The organism is Nocardioides sp. Leaf307 (assembly GCF_001423135.1).
GTDB lineage: Bacteria > Actinomycetota > Actinomycetes > Propionibacteriales > Nocardioidaceae > Nocardioides > Nocardioides kribbensis.
Genome location: NZ_LMNY01000002.1, coordinates 809,852 through 824,983 on the forward strand (window position 1 = coordinate 809,852; position 15,132 = coordinate 824,983).

At 75.1% G+C, this 15,132-nt stretch carries 15 protein-coding genes; 11 read left to right on the forward strand and 4 right to left on the reverse strand.

Features of this window, described 5'->3' with window-relative positions; genetic code table 11:
* From ASF50_RS12960 to ASF50_RS12990, 7 genes are all read left to right on the forward strand, one after another.
* Positions 1–1,746 carry a PHA/PHB synthase family protein gene (locus ASF50_RS12960; protein ID WP_200920145.1) on the forward strand — a complete coding sequence of 582 codons (1,746 nt, stop codon included), beginning with the start codon at positions 1–3 and terminating at the stop codon, positions 1,744–1,746.
* Entirely contained in the window at positions 1,743–2,642 is a 900-nt protein-coding gene (gene phaZ / locus ASF50_RS12965) for a poly(3-hydroxyalkanoate) depolymerase (RefSeq protein WP_200920147.1), read from the forward strand. The genes ASF50_RS12960 and phaZ overlap by 4 nt, the downstream gene beginning before the upstream one ends.
* On the forward strand, positions 2,639–3,952 hold the full coding sequence (locus ASF50_RS12970; protein ID WP_082503160.1) for an acyl-CoA dehydrogenase family protein: 1,314 nt from the start codon (positions 2,639–2,641) through the stop codon (positions 3,950–3,952). The genes phaZ and ASF50_RS12970 overlap by 4 nt, the downstream gene beginning before the upstream one ends.
* Positions 3,953–4,167: 215 nt before the next feature.
* Positions 4,168–5,382, forward strand: a complete 1,215-nt coding sequence (locus ASF50_RS12975) for a cysteine desulfurase-like protein (protein ID WP_056904710.1) — start codon at positions 4,168–4,170, stop codon at positions 5,380–5,382.
* Positions 5,383–5,511: 129 nt separating this feature from the next.
* Positions 5,512–6,282 (forward strand): exodeoxyribonuclease III, encoded by a 771-nt coding sequence (locus tag ASF50_RS12980; protein WP_056904711.1) that lies wholly within the window; start codon positions 5,512–5,514, stop codon positions 6,280–6,282.
* A 461-nt stretch (positions 6,283–6,743) separates the two neighbouring features.
* On the forward strand, positions 6,744–7,820 hold the full coding sequence (locus ASF50_RS12985; RefSeq protein ID WP_056904712.1) for a DNA recombination protein RmuC: 1,077 nt from the start codon (positions 6,744–6,746) through the stop codon (positions 7,818–7,820).
* A gap of 45 nt (positions 7,821–7,865) precedes the next feature.
* On the forward strand, positions 7,866–8,375 hold the full coding sequence (locus ASF50_RS12990; RefSeq protein ID WP_156718276.1) for a DUF6542 domain-containing protein: 510 nt from the start codon (positions 7,866–7,868) through the stop codon (positions 8,373–8,375).
* Here the strand turns inward: ASF50_RS12990 and ASF50_RS12995 are convergent.
* On the reverse strand, positions 8,335–8,955 hold the full coding sequence (locus ASF50_RS12995) for an L-threonylcarbamoyladenylate synthase (RefSeq protein WP_056862227.1): 621 nt from the start codon (positions 8,953–8,955) through the stop codon (positions 8,335–8,337). The two genes, ASF50_RS12990 and ASF50_RS12995, sit on opposite strands and share 41 nt — an antisense overlap.
* 148 nt (positions 8,956–9,103) lie before the next feature.
* Here ASF50_RS12995 and ASF50_RS13000 point away from each other — a divergent pair, with 148 nt between their 5' ends.
* The gene (locus ASF50_RS13000; RefSeq protein WP_082503161.1) at positions 9,104–10,159 is read left to right on the forward strand and encodes a glycosyltransferase family 2 protein; all 1,056 of its coding nucleotides are present in this window, start codon (positions 9,104–9,106) and stop codon (positions 10,157–10,159) included.
* A 26-nt stretch (positions 10,160–10,185) separates the two neighbouring features.
* Positions 10,186–10,665 carry a GtrA family protein gene (locus ASF50_RS13005; protein ID WP_056862226.1) on the forward strand — a complete coding sequence of 160 codons (480 nt, stop codon included), beginning with the start codon at positions 10,186–10,188 and terminating at the stop codon, positions 10,663–10,665.
* Between the two features lies 1 nt (position 10,666).
* Here the strand turns inward: ASF50_RS13005 and ASF50_RS13010 are convergent, their stop codons facing one another.
* Complete coding sequence (locus ASF50_RS13010) at positions 10,667–11,683, reverse strand: phosphotransferase (RefSeq protein WP_056904714.1); 1,017 nt, start codon at positions 11,681–11,683, stop codon at positions 10,667–10,669.
* A 41-nt stretch (positions 11,684–11,724) separates the two neighbouring features.
* Entirely contained in the window at positions 11,725–12,729 is a 1,005-nt protein-coding gene (locus ASF50_RS13015; RefSeq protein WP_056904715.1) for a 4-hydroxy-3-methylbut-2-enyl diphosphate reductase, read from the reverse strand.
* A gap of 160 nt (positions 12,730–12,889) precedes the next feature.
* Here ASF50_RS13015 and xseA point away from each other — a divergent pair, with 160 nt between their 5' ends.
* Both xseA and ASF50_RS13025 read left to right on the forward strand, forming a co-directional pair.
* On the forward strand, positions 12,890–14,155 hold the full coding sequence (xseA, locus tag ASF50_RS13020) for an exodeoxyribonuclease VII large subunit (RefSeq protein WP_056904716.1): 1,266 nt from the start codon (positions 12,890–12,892) through the stop codon (positions 14,153–14,155).
* Entirely contained in the window at positions 14,148–14,366 is a 219-nt protein-coding gene (locus ASF50_RS13025) for an exodeoxyribonuclease VII small subunit (RefSeq protein ID WP_056862222.1), read from the forward strand. Before xseA ends, ASF50_RS13025 begins: the two co-directional genes overlap by 8 nt.
* A 37-nt stretch (positions 14,367–14,403) precedes the next feature.
* Here ASF50_RS13025 and ASF50_RS13030 read toward each other — a convergent pair whose 3' ends face one another.
* Positions 14,404–15,084 (reverse strand): DUF4245 family protein, encoded by a 681-nt coding sequence (locus tag ASF50_RS13030; RefSeq protein WP_056904717.1) that lies wholly within the window; start codon positions 15,082–15,084, stop codon positions 14,404–14,406.
* Between the last annotated feature and the right edge of the window lie 48 nt (positions 15,085–15,132).

Below are 15,132 nucleotides of genomic sequence, written 5' to 3' on the forward strand. Positions count from 1 at the left end.
ATGACCGATCTCAGCGCACGACCCGCCCGCGAGGCCGACCAGAGGATGCGCGAGGCCGGCGCCGCCGACGCCCCGGGCCCCGGCGAGCTCGCGACGCCCCTCGACCTGCTGCTCGCCGACGCCACCCGCGGCCCGCTGCGGCGGCTGCTGCCGGGCATGTCGGGGGTGCGCTTCGGGGTCGGGCTGGCCCGTCACCCGCGTCGGGTGGTCGGCCGTGTCGCCGGCCTGGGCGCCGAGCTGGCCAAGGTGCAGGTGGGCCGCTCCGAGCTGGCCCCGCACCCCAAGGACCGCCGCTTCAGCGACGAGGCGTGGGAGAAGAACCCCTTCTTCCGCCGCACCCTGCAGAGCTACCTCGCCACGGGCGCTGCGCTGCGCGGCCTGGTCGCCGACGCGGGCCTCGACCACGGCGACGGCCAGCGCATGGGCTTCGTGGTCGACAACATCGTGGAGGCCTCGGCGCCCACCAACAACCCCGCGCTCAACCCGAAGGTGCTCAAGCGGGTCATCGACACCGGCGGCGGCAACCTCGTGGCCGGCGGGCGCCGCTTCGTGCGCGACTTCGCCACCGCGCCGCGGGTGCCGTCGATGGTGGAGGCCGACGCCTTCGAGGTGGGCGAGGACATCGCGGTGACGCCCGGCGAGGTGGTGCTGCGCACCGACGTCTTCGAGCTGATCCAGTACACCCCGCAGACCACCAAGGTGCGCTCGGTGCCGCTGCTGATCGTGCCGCCGACGATCAACAAGTACTACGTCATCGACCTCGCCCCCGACCGCAGCCTGGTCGAGCACCTCGTGCGCGCCGGGCAGCAGGTCTACTGCATCTCCTGGCGCAACCCCGACGCCCGCCACGCCGACTGGGGCCTCGACACCTACGGCCAGGCCATCGTGGAGGCGATGGGCGCCGCCCAGGACATCGCCCGCCAGGAGCAGGTCGCGATCCTCGGCATCTGCTCCGGCGGGATGCTCGCCTCGATGGTGATGGCCCACCTCGCCGCCACCGGCGACCTCGACCGGGTCGCGGCCTTCAGCCTCGCCGTCACCGTGCTCGACCAGTTCGAGGCCGGGCTGCCCAGCGCGCTGCTCTCGCACAAGGGCGCCGCCGCCTCCACCCGCGCCTCGCGGGAGAAGGGCTACCTCGACGGCGCCGCGCTGGCCGAGATCTTCGCCTGGCTGCGGCCCAACGACCTGATCTGGAACTACTGGGTCAACAACTACCTGATGGGCCACGCCCCCAAGGCCTTCGACATCCTCTACTGGAACGCCGACCCCGTGCGGATGACCGCCGCCATGCACCGCGACTTCATGGACCTCGCGATCCGCAACGCGCTGACCGAGCCCGACGGCTCCACCATGCTGGGCTCGCCGGTCGACCTGGCCAAGGTCGACACCGACGCCTACGTCGTGGCCGGCATCGCCGACCACCTGTGCAAGTGGGAGTCGTGCTACCGCACCACCCAGCTCTTCGGCGGCGAGACCCGCTTCGTGCTCTCCACCAGCGGACACATCGCCGCCATGGTCAACCCGCCCGGCAACGAGAAGGCCAGCTTCCAGACCGCCGAGGACAACCCCGACACGGCCGAGGCCTGGCTGGCCGGGGCGCGCAAGGTGCGCGGCAGCTGGTGGGAGGACTACGCCGCCTGGCTGGCCGAGCGCACCGGCCCCGAGCGCAACCGCCCCCGCCGGCACGGCTCGGCCCGCTACGAGCCCGTGGGAGCCGCGCCCGGCGCCTACGTCCACGACCGGTGAGCCCCACGATGGCGACCCGGGGCCCCGGCGGCCCGGACGGTCCCGGCGCCGACGACCGCGGCCCGGCCGCCCCCGACCGGATCCGCACCCTCGCCGTACGCCGCATCCCGGTGCGGGTCTCCGTGCGCCCGGGCACCGGCGCGCTGACCGGCGAGCCACCGCTGCTGCTGTGCAACGGCATCGGGGCCAGCCTGGAGGCGCTCCAGCCGCTGGTGGACTCCCTCGACCCGCGGCGCGGGGTGGTGCGCTTCGACGTGCCCGGCGTCGGAGGGTCGCCGGCGCCGCCGGTGCCCTACACGATGGCCGGCATCGCCTCCTGGCTCACCGCGCTCATGGACCGCCTGGGCCACCGGCGCTTCGACGTGCTCGGCCTCTCCTGGGGCGGCGGGCTGGCCCAGCAGCTGGCCTTCCAGTCGCCGCGACGGGTGCGCCACGTCGTGCTCGTGGCCACCGGCACCGGCTCGCTGATGGTGCCCGCCCACCCGCGGGTGCTCTCGCGGATGCTGACCCCCAAGCGCCACCGCGACGCGGGCTACGCCGCCTCCATCGCCGGCGACATCTACGGCGGCACCATGCGCACCGACCCCGCCCGCGGCGCCGCCCTGCTGCACGAGGCCACCCGCAGCGGCCCCCGCCGCGGCTACTACCTCCAGCTGCTCGCCGGCACCGGCTGGTCGAGCCTGCCCGCGCTGCCCTTCCTGCGCCAGCGGGTGCTCGTGATGGCCGGCGACGACGACCCGATCATCCCGCTGGTCAACGCCCGCGTCATCGCCCGCCTCGTGCCGCGCTCGCAGCTGCACGTCTACCGTGGCGGCCACCTGGGGATCCTCACCGAGAGCGACGAGCTGGCCCCGCTGATCGACCACTTCCTCGACGACCAGGAGCCCGACCGATGAGCACCCCTCCCCCCACCGCCGACACCGCCGACGCCGCGACCGAGCAGCCGACCGAGCACGCCGCCGAGGCCGCGGCCCGCCCCGACGGCGACCTGAGCGGCGACCCCCGCACCACCGGCCTGGAGGACGTGGAGCTCACCGACTCCCCCTTCTCCGACTTCCTCGGCTTCGAGCTGCTGCTCGAGGACGACGACCGCGAACTGCTCGGCCGCGTGCGCGCCTTCATGAACCGCGAGGTCGAGCCGGTCATCAACGAGCACTGGACGCGCGGGGAGTTCCCCCACGAGCTGGTGCGGGGCATCGCCGACCTCGGCATCGCCGGCCTGGCCTACGACGGGCCGGGTTGCCCCGCCCGCGGCGCGCTGGTCGACGGCCTCGTGGCCATGGAGCTGAGCCGCGTCGACCCCTCCATCGGCACCTTCATGGGCGTGCACGGCGGGCTGGCCATGGGCTCGATCGCGCTGTGCGGCTCCCCCGAGCAGCAGCAGCGGTGGCTGCCCGCGATGGCGCGCCTGGAGCTCATCGGCGCCTTCGGCCTCACCGAGCCCGAGACCGGCTCGGCCATCTCCCAGGGGCTGTCCACCACGGCGCGCCGCGACGGCGACGCCTGGGTGCTCAACGGCGAGAAGAAGTGGATCGGCAACGCCTCCTTCGCCGACCTCGTGGTCGTCTGGGCCCGCGACGAGGACGACGGCCAGGTCAAGGGCTTCGTGGTCGAGAAGGACACCGAGGGCATGACCTTCGATGTGCAGCGCGACAAGATCGCCCTGCGCGTGGTGCAGAACGCCGAGATCCACCTGCGCGACGTGCGGGTGCCGGAGGAGAACCGGCTGCAGGAGGCCCACTCCTTCCACGACACCTCCCAGGTGCTGCGGGTGACCCGCATGGGCGTGGCCTGGCAGGCCGCCGGCTGCGCGCGCGGCGCCTACGAGCACGCGCTGCGCTACACCAAGGCCCGCGAGCAGTTCGGCCGCCCGATCGCGTCCTTCCAGATGGTTCAGGACCTGCTGGTCAAGATGCTCTCCAACGTCACCGCCTCCACCGCGATGAACGTGCGCGCCTCGCAGCTGCAGGTCGCCGGCCTGCTGCGCGACGAGCACGCCTCGCTGTGCAAGGTCCACAGCACCGTGCGGATGCGCGAGACCGTCGGCTGGGCCCGCGAGGTGCTCGGCGGCAACGGGATCCTGCTGGAGCACCACGTGGGCCGCTTCGTCGCCGACGCCGAGGCCATCTACTCCTACGAGGGCACCCGCGAGATCAACACCCTCATCGTGGGGCGCGCCATCACCGGCGAGAGCGCCTTCGTCTGAGGGACGTGCCGCGCCGGCGGTGCGAGCGGAGGCGTCGCACGAGCGGGTCGAGCCCGGGCGGGTCGCGCACCCGGGTCGCGCAGCCGGGTCGCGCAGGCGGGTCGCGCAGCCGGGTCGCGCAGCCGGGTCGCGCAGCCGGGTCGCGCAGGCGTGTCCCGCGGGCGCGTCGGGGCCGTCCGGCCGACCGCGCGCAGGTGGTGCGTAGGTTCGGCCCCATGAGCCACGCACCCGTCCTGCGACCGATCCGCGACGACTTCCCGGCGCTGTCGCTGGGGGTGGCCCACTTCGACGGGCCGGGCGGCTCGCAGGTGCCGCGCGCGGTGGCCGACGCCGTCGCGGGCGCGATGACCGCGGGCCTGGGACAGCGTGGGAGCGGCACCGCCACGGAGCGTCGTACGCAGGCGGTGGTGGCCGACGCCCGGGCCGCTGCCGGCGACCTGCTCGGCGCCGACCCGGCCGGCGTCGTCTTCGGCCGCTCGATGACCCAGCTGACCTTCGACCTGGCCCGCACGCTCGCGCGCGGGTGGGCGCCCGGCGACGAGGTGGTGGTCAGCCGCCTCGACCACGACGCCAACGTCAGGCCCTGGGTCATCGCCGCCGAGCGCGCCGGCGCCACCGTGCGCTGGCTCGACCTCGACCCCGTCACCGGCGAGCTCGACGACCCCGCCACCGCCATCGGCCCCCGCACCCGGCTGGTCGCGGTCACCGCGGCGTCCAACCTGATCGGCACCCGACCCGACGTCGCCGCCGTCACCCGGGCCGCCCGCGAGGTCGGGGCGCTGTCGTACGTCGACGCCGTCCACCTGGTGCCCCACGCGGCCGTCGACGCGACCGCCCTCGGCGCCGACGTCGTCGTCTGCTCGCCCTACAAGCTCTTCGGTCCGCACCTCGGCGTGCTCGCCGCGCCGCCCGCGCTGCTGGAGCGGCTGCACCCCGACAAGCTGCTCCCCTCGACCGACGCCGTGCCGGAGCGCTTCGAGCTCGGCACGCTGCCCTACGAGCTGCTGGCCGGCGTCACCGCGGCCGTCGACTACGTCGCCGGCCTCGCCGAGGCCTCCTCGGTGCCCGCCGAGCTGACCCGGCGCGAGCGGGTCGTGGCCTCGATGGGCGCCGTCGAGCGCCACGAGGAGACGCTGCTGGCCCGGCTGCTCGACGGCCTCGCCGCGCTGCCCGGCGTCACGCTCGTCGGCTCCCCGGCCCACCGCACGCCCACCGTGCTCTTCTCCGTCGCCGGCCACCCCGGCCCCCAGGTGCACGCCCACCTCGGGGCGCTCGGCGTCAACGCCCCCGCCGGCAACTTCTACGCCCTCGAGACCTCCCGGCGCCTCGGGCTCGGCGACGACGGGGCCGTGCGCGCCGGGCTCGCGGCCTACAGCAGCGACGACGACGTCGACCGGCTGCTGGCCGGGGTCTCCGCGCTGGTGCGCTGACCGACTGGGGCGCCGACCGGCCGGAGCGCCGACGCGTCGGCATACCCGACCCGGGCCCGCCGGACCAGGGCCCACCCGGGCGCCCACCCGGGCACCCACGGCGTCGGTGGCGGCGCCTAGGTTGTCGGGGTGCGCCTCGCGACCTGGAACGTCAACTCCCTCCGCTCCCGCATCGAGCGCGTCGAGGCCTTCGTGCAGCGCCACGACGTCGACGTGCTGGCCCTGCAGGAGACCAAGGCCCGCGAGGAGCAGCTGCCGCTCCTGGGGCTGCAGTCGCTGGGCTACGAGGTGGCATCGGTCGGCTACAGCCAGTGGAACGGCGTAGCCCTGCTCAGCCGCGTCGGTCTCGAGGACGTGCAGGTCGGCTTCGAGGGCATGCCGGGTTACGGCGATCCCCTGGCGCCCGAGGCCCGCGCGATCGGCGCCGTCTGCGGCGGGGTGCGGGTGTGGTCGCTCTACGTGCCCAACGGCCGCAAGCCCGACGACCCGCACTACGTCTACAAGCTCGACTGGCTGGCGCGGCTGCGCGAGGCCTCCCGCTCCTGGCTGGGCGAGGACACCGCGCTGGTCGGCGACTGGAACATCGCGCCGCTCGACTCCGACGTCTTCGACATCGAGCAGTTCCGCCGCTCCACCCACGTCACCCCGCCCGAGCGCGCGGCCTTCCAGGGCTTCCTCGACGACGGCTACGCCGAGGTCACCCGCGAGCACGCCCCCGGCTACACCTACTGGGACTACTACCGCCAGCGCTTCGAGCGCGACCGCGGCCTGAAGATCGACTTCGTCCTCGGCTCCCCCGGCCTGGCCGCCCGCACCACCGGCGCCTTCATCGACCGCGACGAGCGGGCCGGCACCGGCGCCTCCGACCACGCCCCCGTCGTCGTCGACCTGGCCGACTGAGCCCCACCCGCCCCGGCCGGCCCCGCGCGCGAGCCGCCCCTCGAGCCCCTCCTGTCACACCGGTCGGCCCGGACCCGCACCTGTCGGCCCGTGCATCGGCCGACCGGTGCGGGTTTCGCCAGCCGGCTGGTGAAACCCGCGACCGCCCCCGACGCGTGCCGCCGCGGTGGTCGCCGTACCGGAGGCTCCCGCCGGAAGTGGCGGCAGACGACGCCCCCGGGCCCGGCCGAGCTGTCGTACGCCGCCACGTCCCGCACCCCACCGCGCCCCAGGGGGACGTCGAGCGCCGAGCCCCACCCGTCCCCTCAGCCCCACCGGTCGGCCCGGACCCGCACCTGTCGGCCCACGCGTCGGCGCGACCGGTGCGGGTTTCGCCAGCCGGCCGGTGAAACCCGCGACCGCCCCCGACCGCCCCCGCCCGCCGCCACCCCACTGTCGGTGGCGTGCCGCATGCTGCGGGCATGGAGATCACGGCGATGCTGGGGGTGCTCGGGGCGGGGCTGGTGCTGGGGCTGGGCCTCGGGGTGGTCCTGGGGGTGCTGTGGGCCCGGTCGCGGCCCGAGCACGTGGGTGCCTTGGGCCAGGGGCTGGTGGAGCAGGCCGAGGTGATGCAGGGGCTCGACCGGCTCAGCGACCAGCTGGTCGACCTGGAGCACCAGCGCGCGACGTGGCAGGGCCAGCTGCGCGAGCAGGTGGCCGACGTGCGCCACTCCACCGACGTGCTGCGCCGCGAGACCCAGTCGCTGTCCACGGCGCTGCGCAAGCCGCAGGTGCGCGGGCGCTGGGGCGAGCTGCACCTGCGCCGCGCCGTCGAGCTCGCCGGCCTGGTCGACCGGTGCGACTTCAGCGAGCAGCACCGCCTCGACGACGGCGCCCGGCGCCCCGACCTGGTGGTGCACCTGGTGGGCGAGCGCCACGTCGTCATCGACGCGAAGGTCCCGCTCGACGCCTACCTCGACGCCACCGCCACCGACGACGAGACCGAGCACGCCGCCCACCTCCAGCGCCACGCCCGCCAGCTGCGGGCCCACGTGGCGCTGCTGTCGTCGAAGGCCTACTGGCGCTCGCTGCCCGAGACCCCGGAGTTCGTGGTGCTCTTCGTGCCGGCCGAGTCGTTCCTGGCCGCCGCGCTCGAGGCCGACCCCGGGCTCATCGAGCACGCCGCCGAGCAGCAGGTCGTGCTGGCCACCCCGACCACCCTCATCGCGCTGCTGCGCACCGTGGCCCACGGTTGGAGCCACGAGGTGCTCGCCGAGCGGGCCGCCGAGATCCACCGCCTCGGGCGCGACCTGCACTCCCGGGTCGCCACGCTGGGCGGCCACCTCGACCACGTCGGCCGCTCCCTCAACGCCGCGGTCGGCCACTACAACTCCGCGGTCGGCTCGCTGGAGTCGCGCGTGCTCGTCACCACCCGCCGCTTCGCCGACCTGGGCGTCACCGACGACCCGCTGCCGACGCCGCGCACCGTGGAGCTGCGCGCCGTCGACCGGCGCGCCGCCCCCGAGGAGCCCGACGAGCGCCCTAGCGTGGCGTGGTGACCGGTCGCTCCCGGCCCGTCACCGAGGCAGTGAGGTGATCAGGCGATGACGTCGCACACCCTGTGGGAGGAAGGCCGCGCTCCCGCGCACGAGATGGTCGCGCTCGGCGTGGCCGTGCTGCTCACCGCCTGCGCCGTCGAGCTGCTGGTCGGCGCGGCCGTGATCGGCTGGCTCTTCGACCTCGCCTTCGTCGCGCTCGCCCTCGCGCTGGCCCTGCTGGTGCGTCCCCGCGACTTCTTCACCGTCGGCGTCCTGCCGCCCCTGCTCATGGTCGGCGTCTTCGCGATGCTCGGCGCGACCCGTCCCGGCGCGCTGGCCGACCCCGGCGACGGCGTGGTGCAGGTCGTCGTCACCGGGCTGGCCGACCACAGCCTCGCCCTCGTCGTGGGCTACGCCCTGTGCCTGCTGGCCCTCGCCGCGCGCAACCAGGTACGCCGCACCGGCGCACCCCTCCCCGGCTGGGCCACCGCGTGGCTGGAGCAGCGCGCGGGCGGCCCGGGCGGCCGCGGTGACCTCAGGCGAAGCGGTCCGGGTCCCCGGCACCCCGCCGGATGACCTCGGGAGCCCCCTCGGACCAGTCCACCACCGTGGTCGACTCCGCCGGGGTCTCCCCCGCCTCGATGACCAGGTCGACCTGGTGGTCGAGCTCCTCCTTGACGTCCCAGCCGCTCGTGCGGGGCTCGGACTCCCCGGGCAGGATCAGCGAGCTGCTCAGCAGCGGCTCCCCGAGCTCGGCGAGCAGCGCCTGCACCAGCACGTGGTCGGGGATGCGCACGCCGACGGTCTTCTTCTTGGGGTGCAGCAGCCGTCGCGGCACCTCGGGGGTGCCCGGCAGGATGAAGGTGTAGGGCCCCGGCGTCGCCGCGCGGATGGCGCGGAAGGCCGAGTTGTCGACGTGCACCATCTGGCCCAGCTGGGAGAAGTCGCGGCACACCAGCGTGAAGTGGTGCCGCTCGTCGAGGCCGCGGATCCGCAGGATCCGGTCGCGCCCCTCGCGGTTGCCCAGCTGGGCGCCGAGGGCGTAGCCGGAGTCGGTCGGGTAGGCGATCAGCGCGTCGTCGCGCAGCGCCTCCACCACCTGGGCCAGGAGCCGGGGCTGGGGGTTGTCCGGGTGCATGTCCACGTACCTCGCCACCGCTCGAGACTACGCCGCCCCGGCCCACAGCATCCACGCGCCACTCACGGCGGGTCCGGGGGCGGCTCACAGCCCACGCAGAGGTGACCCGGGCTGACTGGGACCAGACCACCCCCCAGCCCCGACCCGCCTGCGAAGGGACCCGGCCATGCCCGCCCGCACCAGCCCCCGCGCCCTGCCCGTCCGCACCCCCGACACCCCGCGTCCGAAGGTGACCTACGTGCTGCCGGTCTACGACGAGGCCGACAACGTCGCGCCCTTCCACGCCGCTCTCACCGAGGCGACCGCCGTCCGCGACGACCTCGACTGGGAGTTCCTCTACGTCAACGACGGCAGCCGCGACGAGTCGCTGGCCCGGCTGCTCGAGCTGCGCCGCCACGACCCGCGCGTCGGCGTGCTCGACCTCGCCCGCAACTGCGGGCACCAGATCGCGGTCACCGCGGGCCTCGACGCCGCCGGCGACGCCGACGCGGTCATCGTCATGGACACCGACCTCCAGGACCCGCCCCGGGTCAGCCTGGAGATGGTCGGGCTGTGGGAGGACGGGGCCGACGTCGTCTACGCCCAGCGCCGCTCGCGGCGCGACACCCTCTTCAAGCGCACCACGGCCTGGGCGTTCTACCGCGTGCTCGACCGGCTGGCCTCGGTCGACATCCCCCGCGACGTCGGCGACTTCCGGCTCATGGACCGCCGCGTCGTGGCCGAGGTGGCCCGCTACCGCGAGCAGGACCGCTTCCTGCGCGGCATCGTCGCCCACGTCGGCTTCCGCCAGGAGGCGCTGCTCTTCGACCGCGACGAGCGCCACGCCGGCACCAGCGGCTACCCGCTGGGGCGCATGCTGGCCTTCGCCGCCAACGGCATCCTCGGCTTCTCCACCGCCCCGCTGCGCATGATCACGCGGCTCGGCTTCGCGCTCTCGGCGCTCAGCGTCGTCATGGCGGCCTACGTCGCCTCGGTGCGGCTGCTGCGCCCCGAGGACTCGGTGCCCGGCTGGGCCTTCCTCGGGGTGGGGATGTTCCTGCTCGCCGGGCTGCAGCTGGTGATGATGGGCGTCATCGGCAGCTACGTCGGGCGCACCTACACCCAGGTGCAGGGTCGTCCGCTCTACTCGTTGGCCCTCACCGCCCGCGGCGAGCACTCCGGCGTACGCTCGCTGCCGCAGACCCAGCCCGACCTCCGTACCCAGCACGGGAGCGTGTCCTGACCTCCTCTCACCCGGCCCCGCAGCCCGTGCCACCGCGCGATCCCGCGAGCGGGCCCCCGAGCGCCACCCCGAGCGCCACCCCGAGCGCGCCGTCGCGACGCGAGCGTCTGCGCACGCTGCACGAGAGCACGCTGGTGCGCTTCGTGGCGGTCGGCGCGGTCAACACCGGCATCGACGTCGGACTCTTCTGGCTGCTCCACGACACCCTGGGCATCGTGCTGGCCAACGTGGTCTCGACCGCCGCGGGCATGACCTTCAGCTTCGTGGTCAACGGCCTGCTGACCTTCCGCGCCGAGCGGCTGCGGCTCGGCGACGCCGTGCGCTTCGTGGCGAGCACCGGCACCGTGCTCTTCCTCGTGCAGCCGCTGGTCATCTACGCCCTGCTCGCGGTGCTCGGCGACGACGCGGTGCTGCTGGCCAAGCTCGGCGCGATCTGCGTCGTCATCGTGCTCAACTTCTGCGCCTACCGCTTCGTCGTCTGGCCCCGCCGCCGCACCCACGCCTGACTCAGCCGGGCCCCACGACCGGCCCCACGACCGGCCCCACGACGACCACCACGTCGACCACCGCGTCCAGCACCGCGGCGGCCATCGCCCGGCGAGCGGCGCAGCGGGCGGGCATCGTGCGCCCGTAGTAGAGGATGGTGATGAGCGCCAGCAGCAGCGCCCAGCCCTGGCCGACCCGCCACGTCGCCTCGTCGACGTCGAGCAGCTCGCGCAGCAGGGCGCGACCGGGGGCGTCGAGCACCTCCCACGCCACGACCAGGTCGACGGCCCGCCGGCCGACCCCGAGCCCGCCGAGGTCGAGCACGGCGGCGAGTCGGCCCCCGCGCACGAGCAGGTTCTCGGCCAGCAGGTCACCGTGCAGCCAGCCCTCCGCGACCGGCCCGGCGGCCTCGAGCGCCGCCTCCGCCACCAGCGCGCTCTCCCAGACGAGGAGCACGCGGTCGAGGTCGAGGCCGAGGTCGGACCACCCGGGCAGGGCGGCGCACACGGCCGCCGTCTCGCGCAGGTCGTCGTCGAGGTCGCCCAGCCGGCCGCCGCGGTAGCCCCGCAGCGCCGGGTCGGCCACGGCCTGCGCCGGCACCGGGGCGTCCCGCAGCCCCCGCAGGACCGCGGCCAGGTCGCGCGCCAGCGGCCCCGACGACCCGGCGTACGCCGCGAGCGCCGGCACCGCCGGCGGGGTGCCCTCGATCCACCGCGTCACCGACCAGGCCTCGGGGTAGCCCTCCCCGGGGCGCCCGCTCGCCACCACCTCGGGCACGACGACCCCGGGCGGCAGCGCGGCCGCGACCAGCGGCCCCCAGCGCCGCTCGGTCTCCAGCGCGCGCGACCCGCCGGGCTGGCGGGGCAGGCGCACCAGCAGGTCGTCACCGAGGCGGAACAGCCGGTTGGAGGAGCCCGCCGCCTGCCCGCCGCCGCCGAGCGCCCGCAGCGGCAGGTCGGCGAGGTGCGGGTGCTGGGTCGCGAGCAGCCGGTGCACCAGGGGCTCGTCGACCTCGAGCTCGTCGTCGTGCAGCCTCACCCGAGCACCCTCCCGCGCCGTCCGGGGTCCCGTCCGAGGGTCTACTGCGCGCGGGCCGCGGCCTTCATGTCGCGGCGCAGCTCCTTGGGCAGGGAGAAGATGAGCGACTCCTCAGCGCTGTGGACGGCCTTGGCGTCGGGGTAGCCGCGCTCGGCGAGGTAGGCGAGGACTCCCTGCACGAGGCTCTCGGGCACGCTCGCGCCGGAGGTGACGCTGACGGTGCGCACGCCGTCGAGCCAGGCCTCGTCGATCTCGGAGGCGTCGTCGACGCGGTAGGAGGCCTTGGCGCCGGCCTCGAGGGCCACCTCGACCAGGCGCACGGAGTTGGAGGAGTTGCCGGAGCCGACCACGATCAGCAGGTCGCAGCCGTGGGCGATCTCCTTGACCGCGAGCTGACGGTTCTGGGTGGCGTAGCAGATGTCGTCGCTCGGCGGGTCGAGCAGCTCGGGGAAGCGCTCGCGGATCGCGGCGACCGTCTCGAGGGTCTCGTCGACCGAGAGCGTGGTCTGGGAGAGCCAGGCCACGCGGGAGGGGTCGCGCACGACGATGCCGGCGACGTCGGCGGGGCTCTCGACGAGCTGGATGTGCTCGGGGGCCTCGCCCGCGGTGCCCTCGACCTCCTCGTGGCCGGCGTGGCCGATGAGGAGGATGTCGTAGTCGTCGGCGGCGAAGCGCTTGGCCTCGTGGTGGACCTTGGTGACCAGCGGGCAGGTGGCGTCGATGGTCTTGAGGGTGCGCTCCTCGGCCTGGCGGTGCACCTCGGGCGAGACGCCGTGGGCGGAGAAGACGACCGTGGCGCCCTCGGGCACCTCGACCAGCTCCTCGACGAAGATCGCGCCCCGCGCCTCGAGGTCGGCCACGACGTGCTTGTTGTGCACGATCTGCTTGCGCACGTAGACCGGGGCGCCGTAGAGGTCGAGCGCCTGCTCCACGGTGACGACCGCCCGGTCCACGCCCGCGCAGTAGCCCCGCGGTGCCGCCAGCAGGACGGCCTTCTCGGCCTCGTCGGGCGACAGGATCGGGGGCATCCCCATGTCGGTGCTCATGGCCCCATCCTAGGCGGGCCGCGGGGAGCCTCCCGGCGGGCCGCCGGGAGGGGGCGGCGCCGTACCCCGGGCCGTGTCCCGTGCTGTCCCCCGTGCTGACCGTCGTGCTGTCCTCCGTGCTGTCCGTCGTGGTGTCCCCACCGTCGCCTAGGGTCCTCGCATGGCCATGGAGACCTCCGCGCAGTCGCCGGCCCCGGTGCGCCAGGTCGCCAACGCCATCGCCGGCTGGATCGACCGGCTGGGCGCGATCTGGGTCGAGGGCCAGATCGCCCAGGTCAACCGTCGCCCCGGCGTCCAGACCGTCTTCATGACCCTGCGCGACGCCGTGGCCGACCTGTCGGTGACCGTGACCTGCTCGCGCACCCTCTTCGACGGGCTCAACCCTCCCCTGGTCGAGGGCGCGAGTGTCGTCGTGCACGCCAAGCCGTCCTACTACGCCAACCGCGGCACGATCTCGCTCTACGCCCGCGAGATCCGCATGGTCGGCCTGGGCGAGCTGCTCGCGCGCCTCGAGCGGCGCCGCCAGCTGCTGGCCGCCGAGGGCCTCTTCGCCGCCGAGCTCAAGCGCCCCGCGCCCTTCCTGCCCACCCGCGTGGGCCTCGTCACGGCGCCCGGCTCGGCCGCCGAGCGAGACGTGGTCGACAACGCGCGTCGCCGCTGGCCGGCGGTGGAGTTCGAGACGGCCTACGCCGCGATGCAGGGTCCCCGGTGCGCCAGCGAGGTGATCGAGGCGCTGGGCCGCCTCGAGCGCCACGCCGACGTCGACGTGGTCGTCGTCGCGCGTGGCGGCGGCGCGGTCGAGGACCTGCTGCCCTTCTCCGACGAGGCCCTGCTGCGCGCGGTGCACGCGATGCGCACCCCCGTGGTCTCCGCGATCGGCCACGAGCCCGACTCCCCGCTGCTCGACCTGGTCGCCGACGTGCGCGCCTCCACGCCCACCGACGCCGCCAAGCTGATCGTGCCCGACGTGGCCGAGGAGGCCCGCGGCGTGGCCTGGGCCCGCGACCGGGTGCGCTCCACCCTCGACGCCTGGCTGCGCCGGGAGGCCGAGGGGCTCGCCGCGCTGCGCTCGCGCCCGGCGCTGGCCGACCCCCGCACCCTGCTCGACGCCCGCTCCGCCGAGCTCGACGCCCTGCTCGAGCGGGCCCGCCGCACGCTGGGCCACCGCCTCGACCGCGCCGCCGACGACGTGGGCCACCAGCGCGCCCGCGCCCGCGCCCTCTCCCCGCTGGAGACCCTGCGCCGCGGCTACGCCGTCCTGCAGGACGCCGAGGGCCGCGTCGTCACCTCCGTCGACGACCTGGCCGCCGGAGGCGCCGGGTCCACCGGGGCCGCGGGCGTCGAGGTCTCCGTGCGCGTCGCCGACGGCCGCGTCCACGCCACCACCACCCGCACCACCCGCCTCGAGGAGCCCACCGATGCCTGAGCAGCCGCAGACCCCGTCCTACGAGGCCGCCCGCGAGGAGCTCGTGGAGGTCGTGCGCCGCCTCGAGGCGGGCGGCACGACCCTGGAGGAGTCGCTCGCCCTGTGGGAGCGCGGCGAGCACCTGGCCCGGGTCTGCCAGGACTGGCTCGACGGCGCGCGCCAGCGACTCGACGCCGTGGTGGCCGCCGACCGCGAGGGCTCCGAGGACTGAGGCGCGACCCCGGGGGCCGGTGCCCCGGCAGACCGCGTCAGGCGCCCGAGCCGCGCTCGGGCAGGGTCTCCACGGTGAGCTCGCCCAGCAGCTCCTGCAGCTCCTCGGGCGTCGCCGAGCCGTAGACGACCACGGTGCGCTCGTCGTCGCCGCTGCCGGTAGTCGCGACGTAGGCCGTGTCGCCGCCCTCGTCGGTGAAGGTCTGCCAGCTCGTGGCGACGTCGGAGTCGGGGGTGGCCAGCGCCTCGCCCTCGACCGCCTCGGGGTCGACGAGCTCCTCGACGAGGTCGTCGACGTCCTCGGCCTCCTCGTGCAGACCGGCGAAGCTCTCCTCGGGGGTCAGCAGCGCGAGCTCGAAGACCGGCTGCTCGCCGGGGGTGTAGGTGACGTCGTTGACCATCCAGCCCTCGGGCACCGCGGCGGGGTAGACGATCTCGCTGCCGGCGCCCTGCACCGGGCGCACGACCTCGCTGAGGTAGTCGACGCTGGTCGGCTCGAACTCCGGGGTGTCGCGGAAGGCGCCGCGGAAGAGCACGATGCCGATCACCGCCGCGACCAGCACAATCATCGAGCCGATGAGACCGCCGGTGGTGCGCTGGTAGCGACCCGGCTTGCCCTGGGGCTGACCGGCGCCCTGACCGGCGCCCTGGCCGGGGTCCTGGCCGGGGTCCTGCCCCTCGGGCGCGGGCTGCGACGGGGTGCCGGGGGTCTCGCTCACGTGTCCATGCTGGCAGACCACCGGTACGACGGCGCCCCGTGGGCTGCC

Coding starts and splice junctions, on each gene's coding strand:
- xseA (WP_056904716.1), top strand. CDS start 12,890: ATGGCCATGGAGACCTCCGCGCAGTCGCCGGCCCCGGTGCGCCAGGTC.
- ASF50_RS13025 (WP_056862222.1), top strand. CDS start 14,148: ATGCCTGAGCAGCCGCAGACCCCGTCCTACGAGGCCGCCCGCGAGGAG.
- ASF50_RS12985 (WP_056904712.1), top strand. CDS start 6,744: ATGGAGATCACGGCGATGCTGGGGGTGCTCGGGGCGGGGCTGGTGCTG.
- ASF50_RS13015 (WP_056904715.1), bottom strand. CDS start 12,729: ATGAGCACCGACATGGGGATGCCCCCGATCCTGTCGCCCGACGAGGCC.
- ASF50_RS12960 (WP_200920145.1), top strand. CDS start 1: ATGACCGATCTCAGCGCACGACCCGCCCGCGAGGCCGACCAGAGGATG.
- ASF50_RS12975 (WP_056904710.1), top strand. CDS start 4,168: ATGAGCCACGCACCCGTCCTGCGACCGATCCGCGACGACTTCCCGGCG.
- ASF50_RS12970 (WP_082503160.1), top strand. CDS start 2,639: ATGAGCACCCCTCCCCCCACCGCCGACACCGCCGACGCCGCGACCGAG.
- ASF50_RS12990 (WP_156718276.1), top strand. CDS start 7,866: ATGACGTCGCACACCCTGTGGGAGGAAGGCCGCGCTCCCGCGCACGAG.
- ASF50_RS13000 (WP_082503161.1), top strand. CDS start 9,104: ATGCCCGCCCGCACCAGCCCCCGCGCCCTGCCCGTCCGCACCCCCGAC.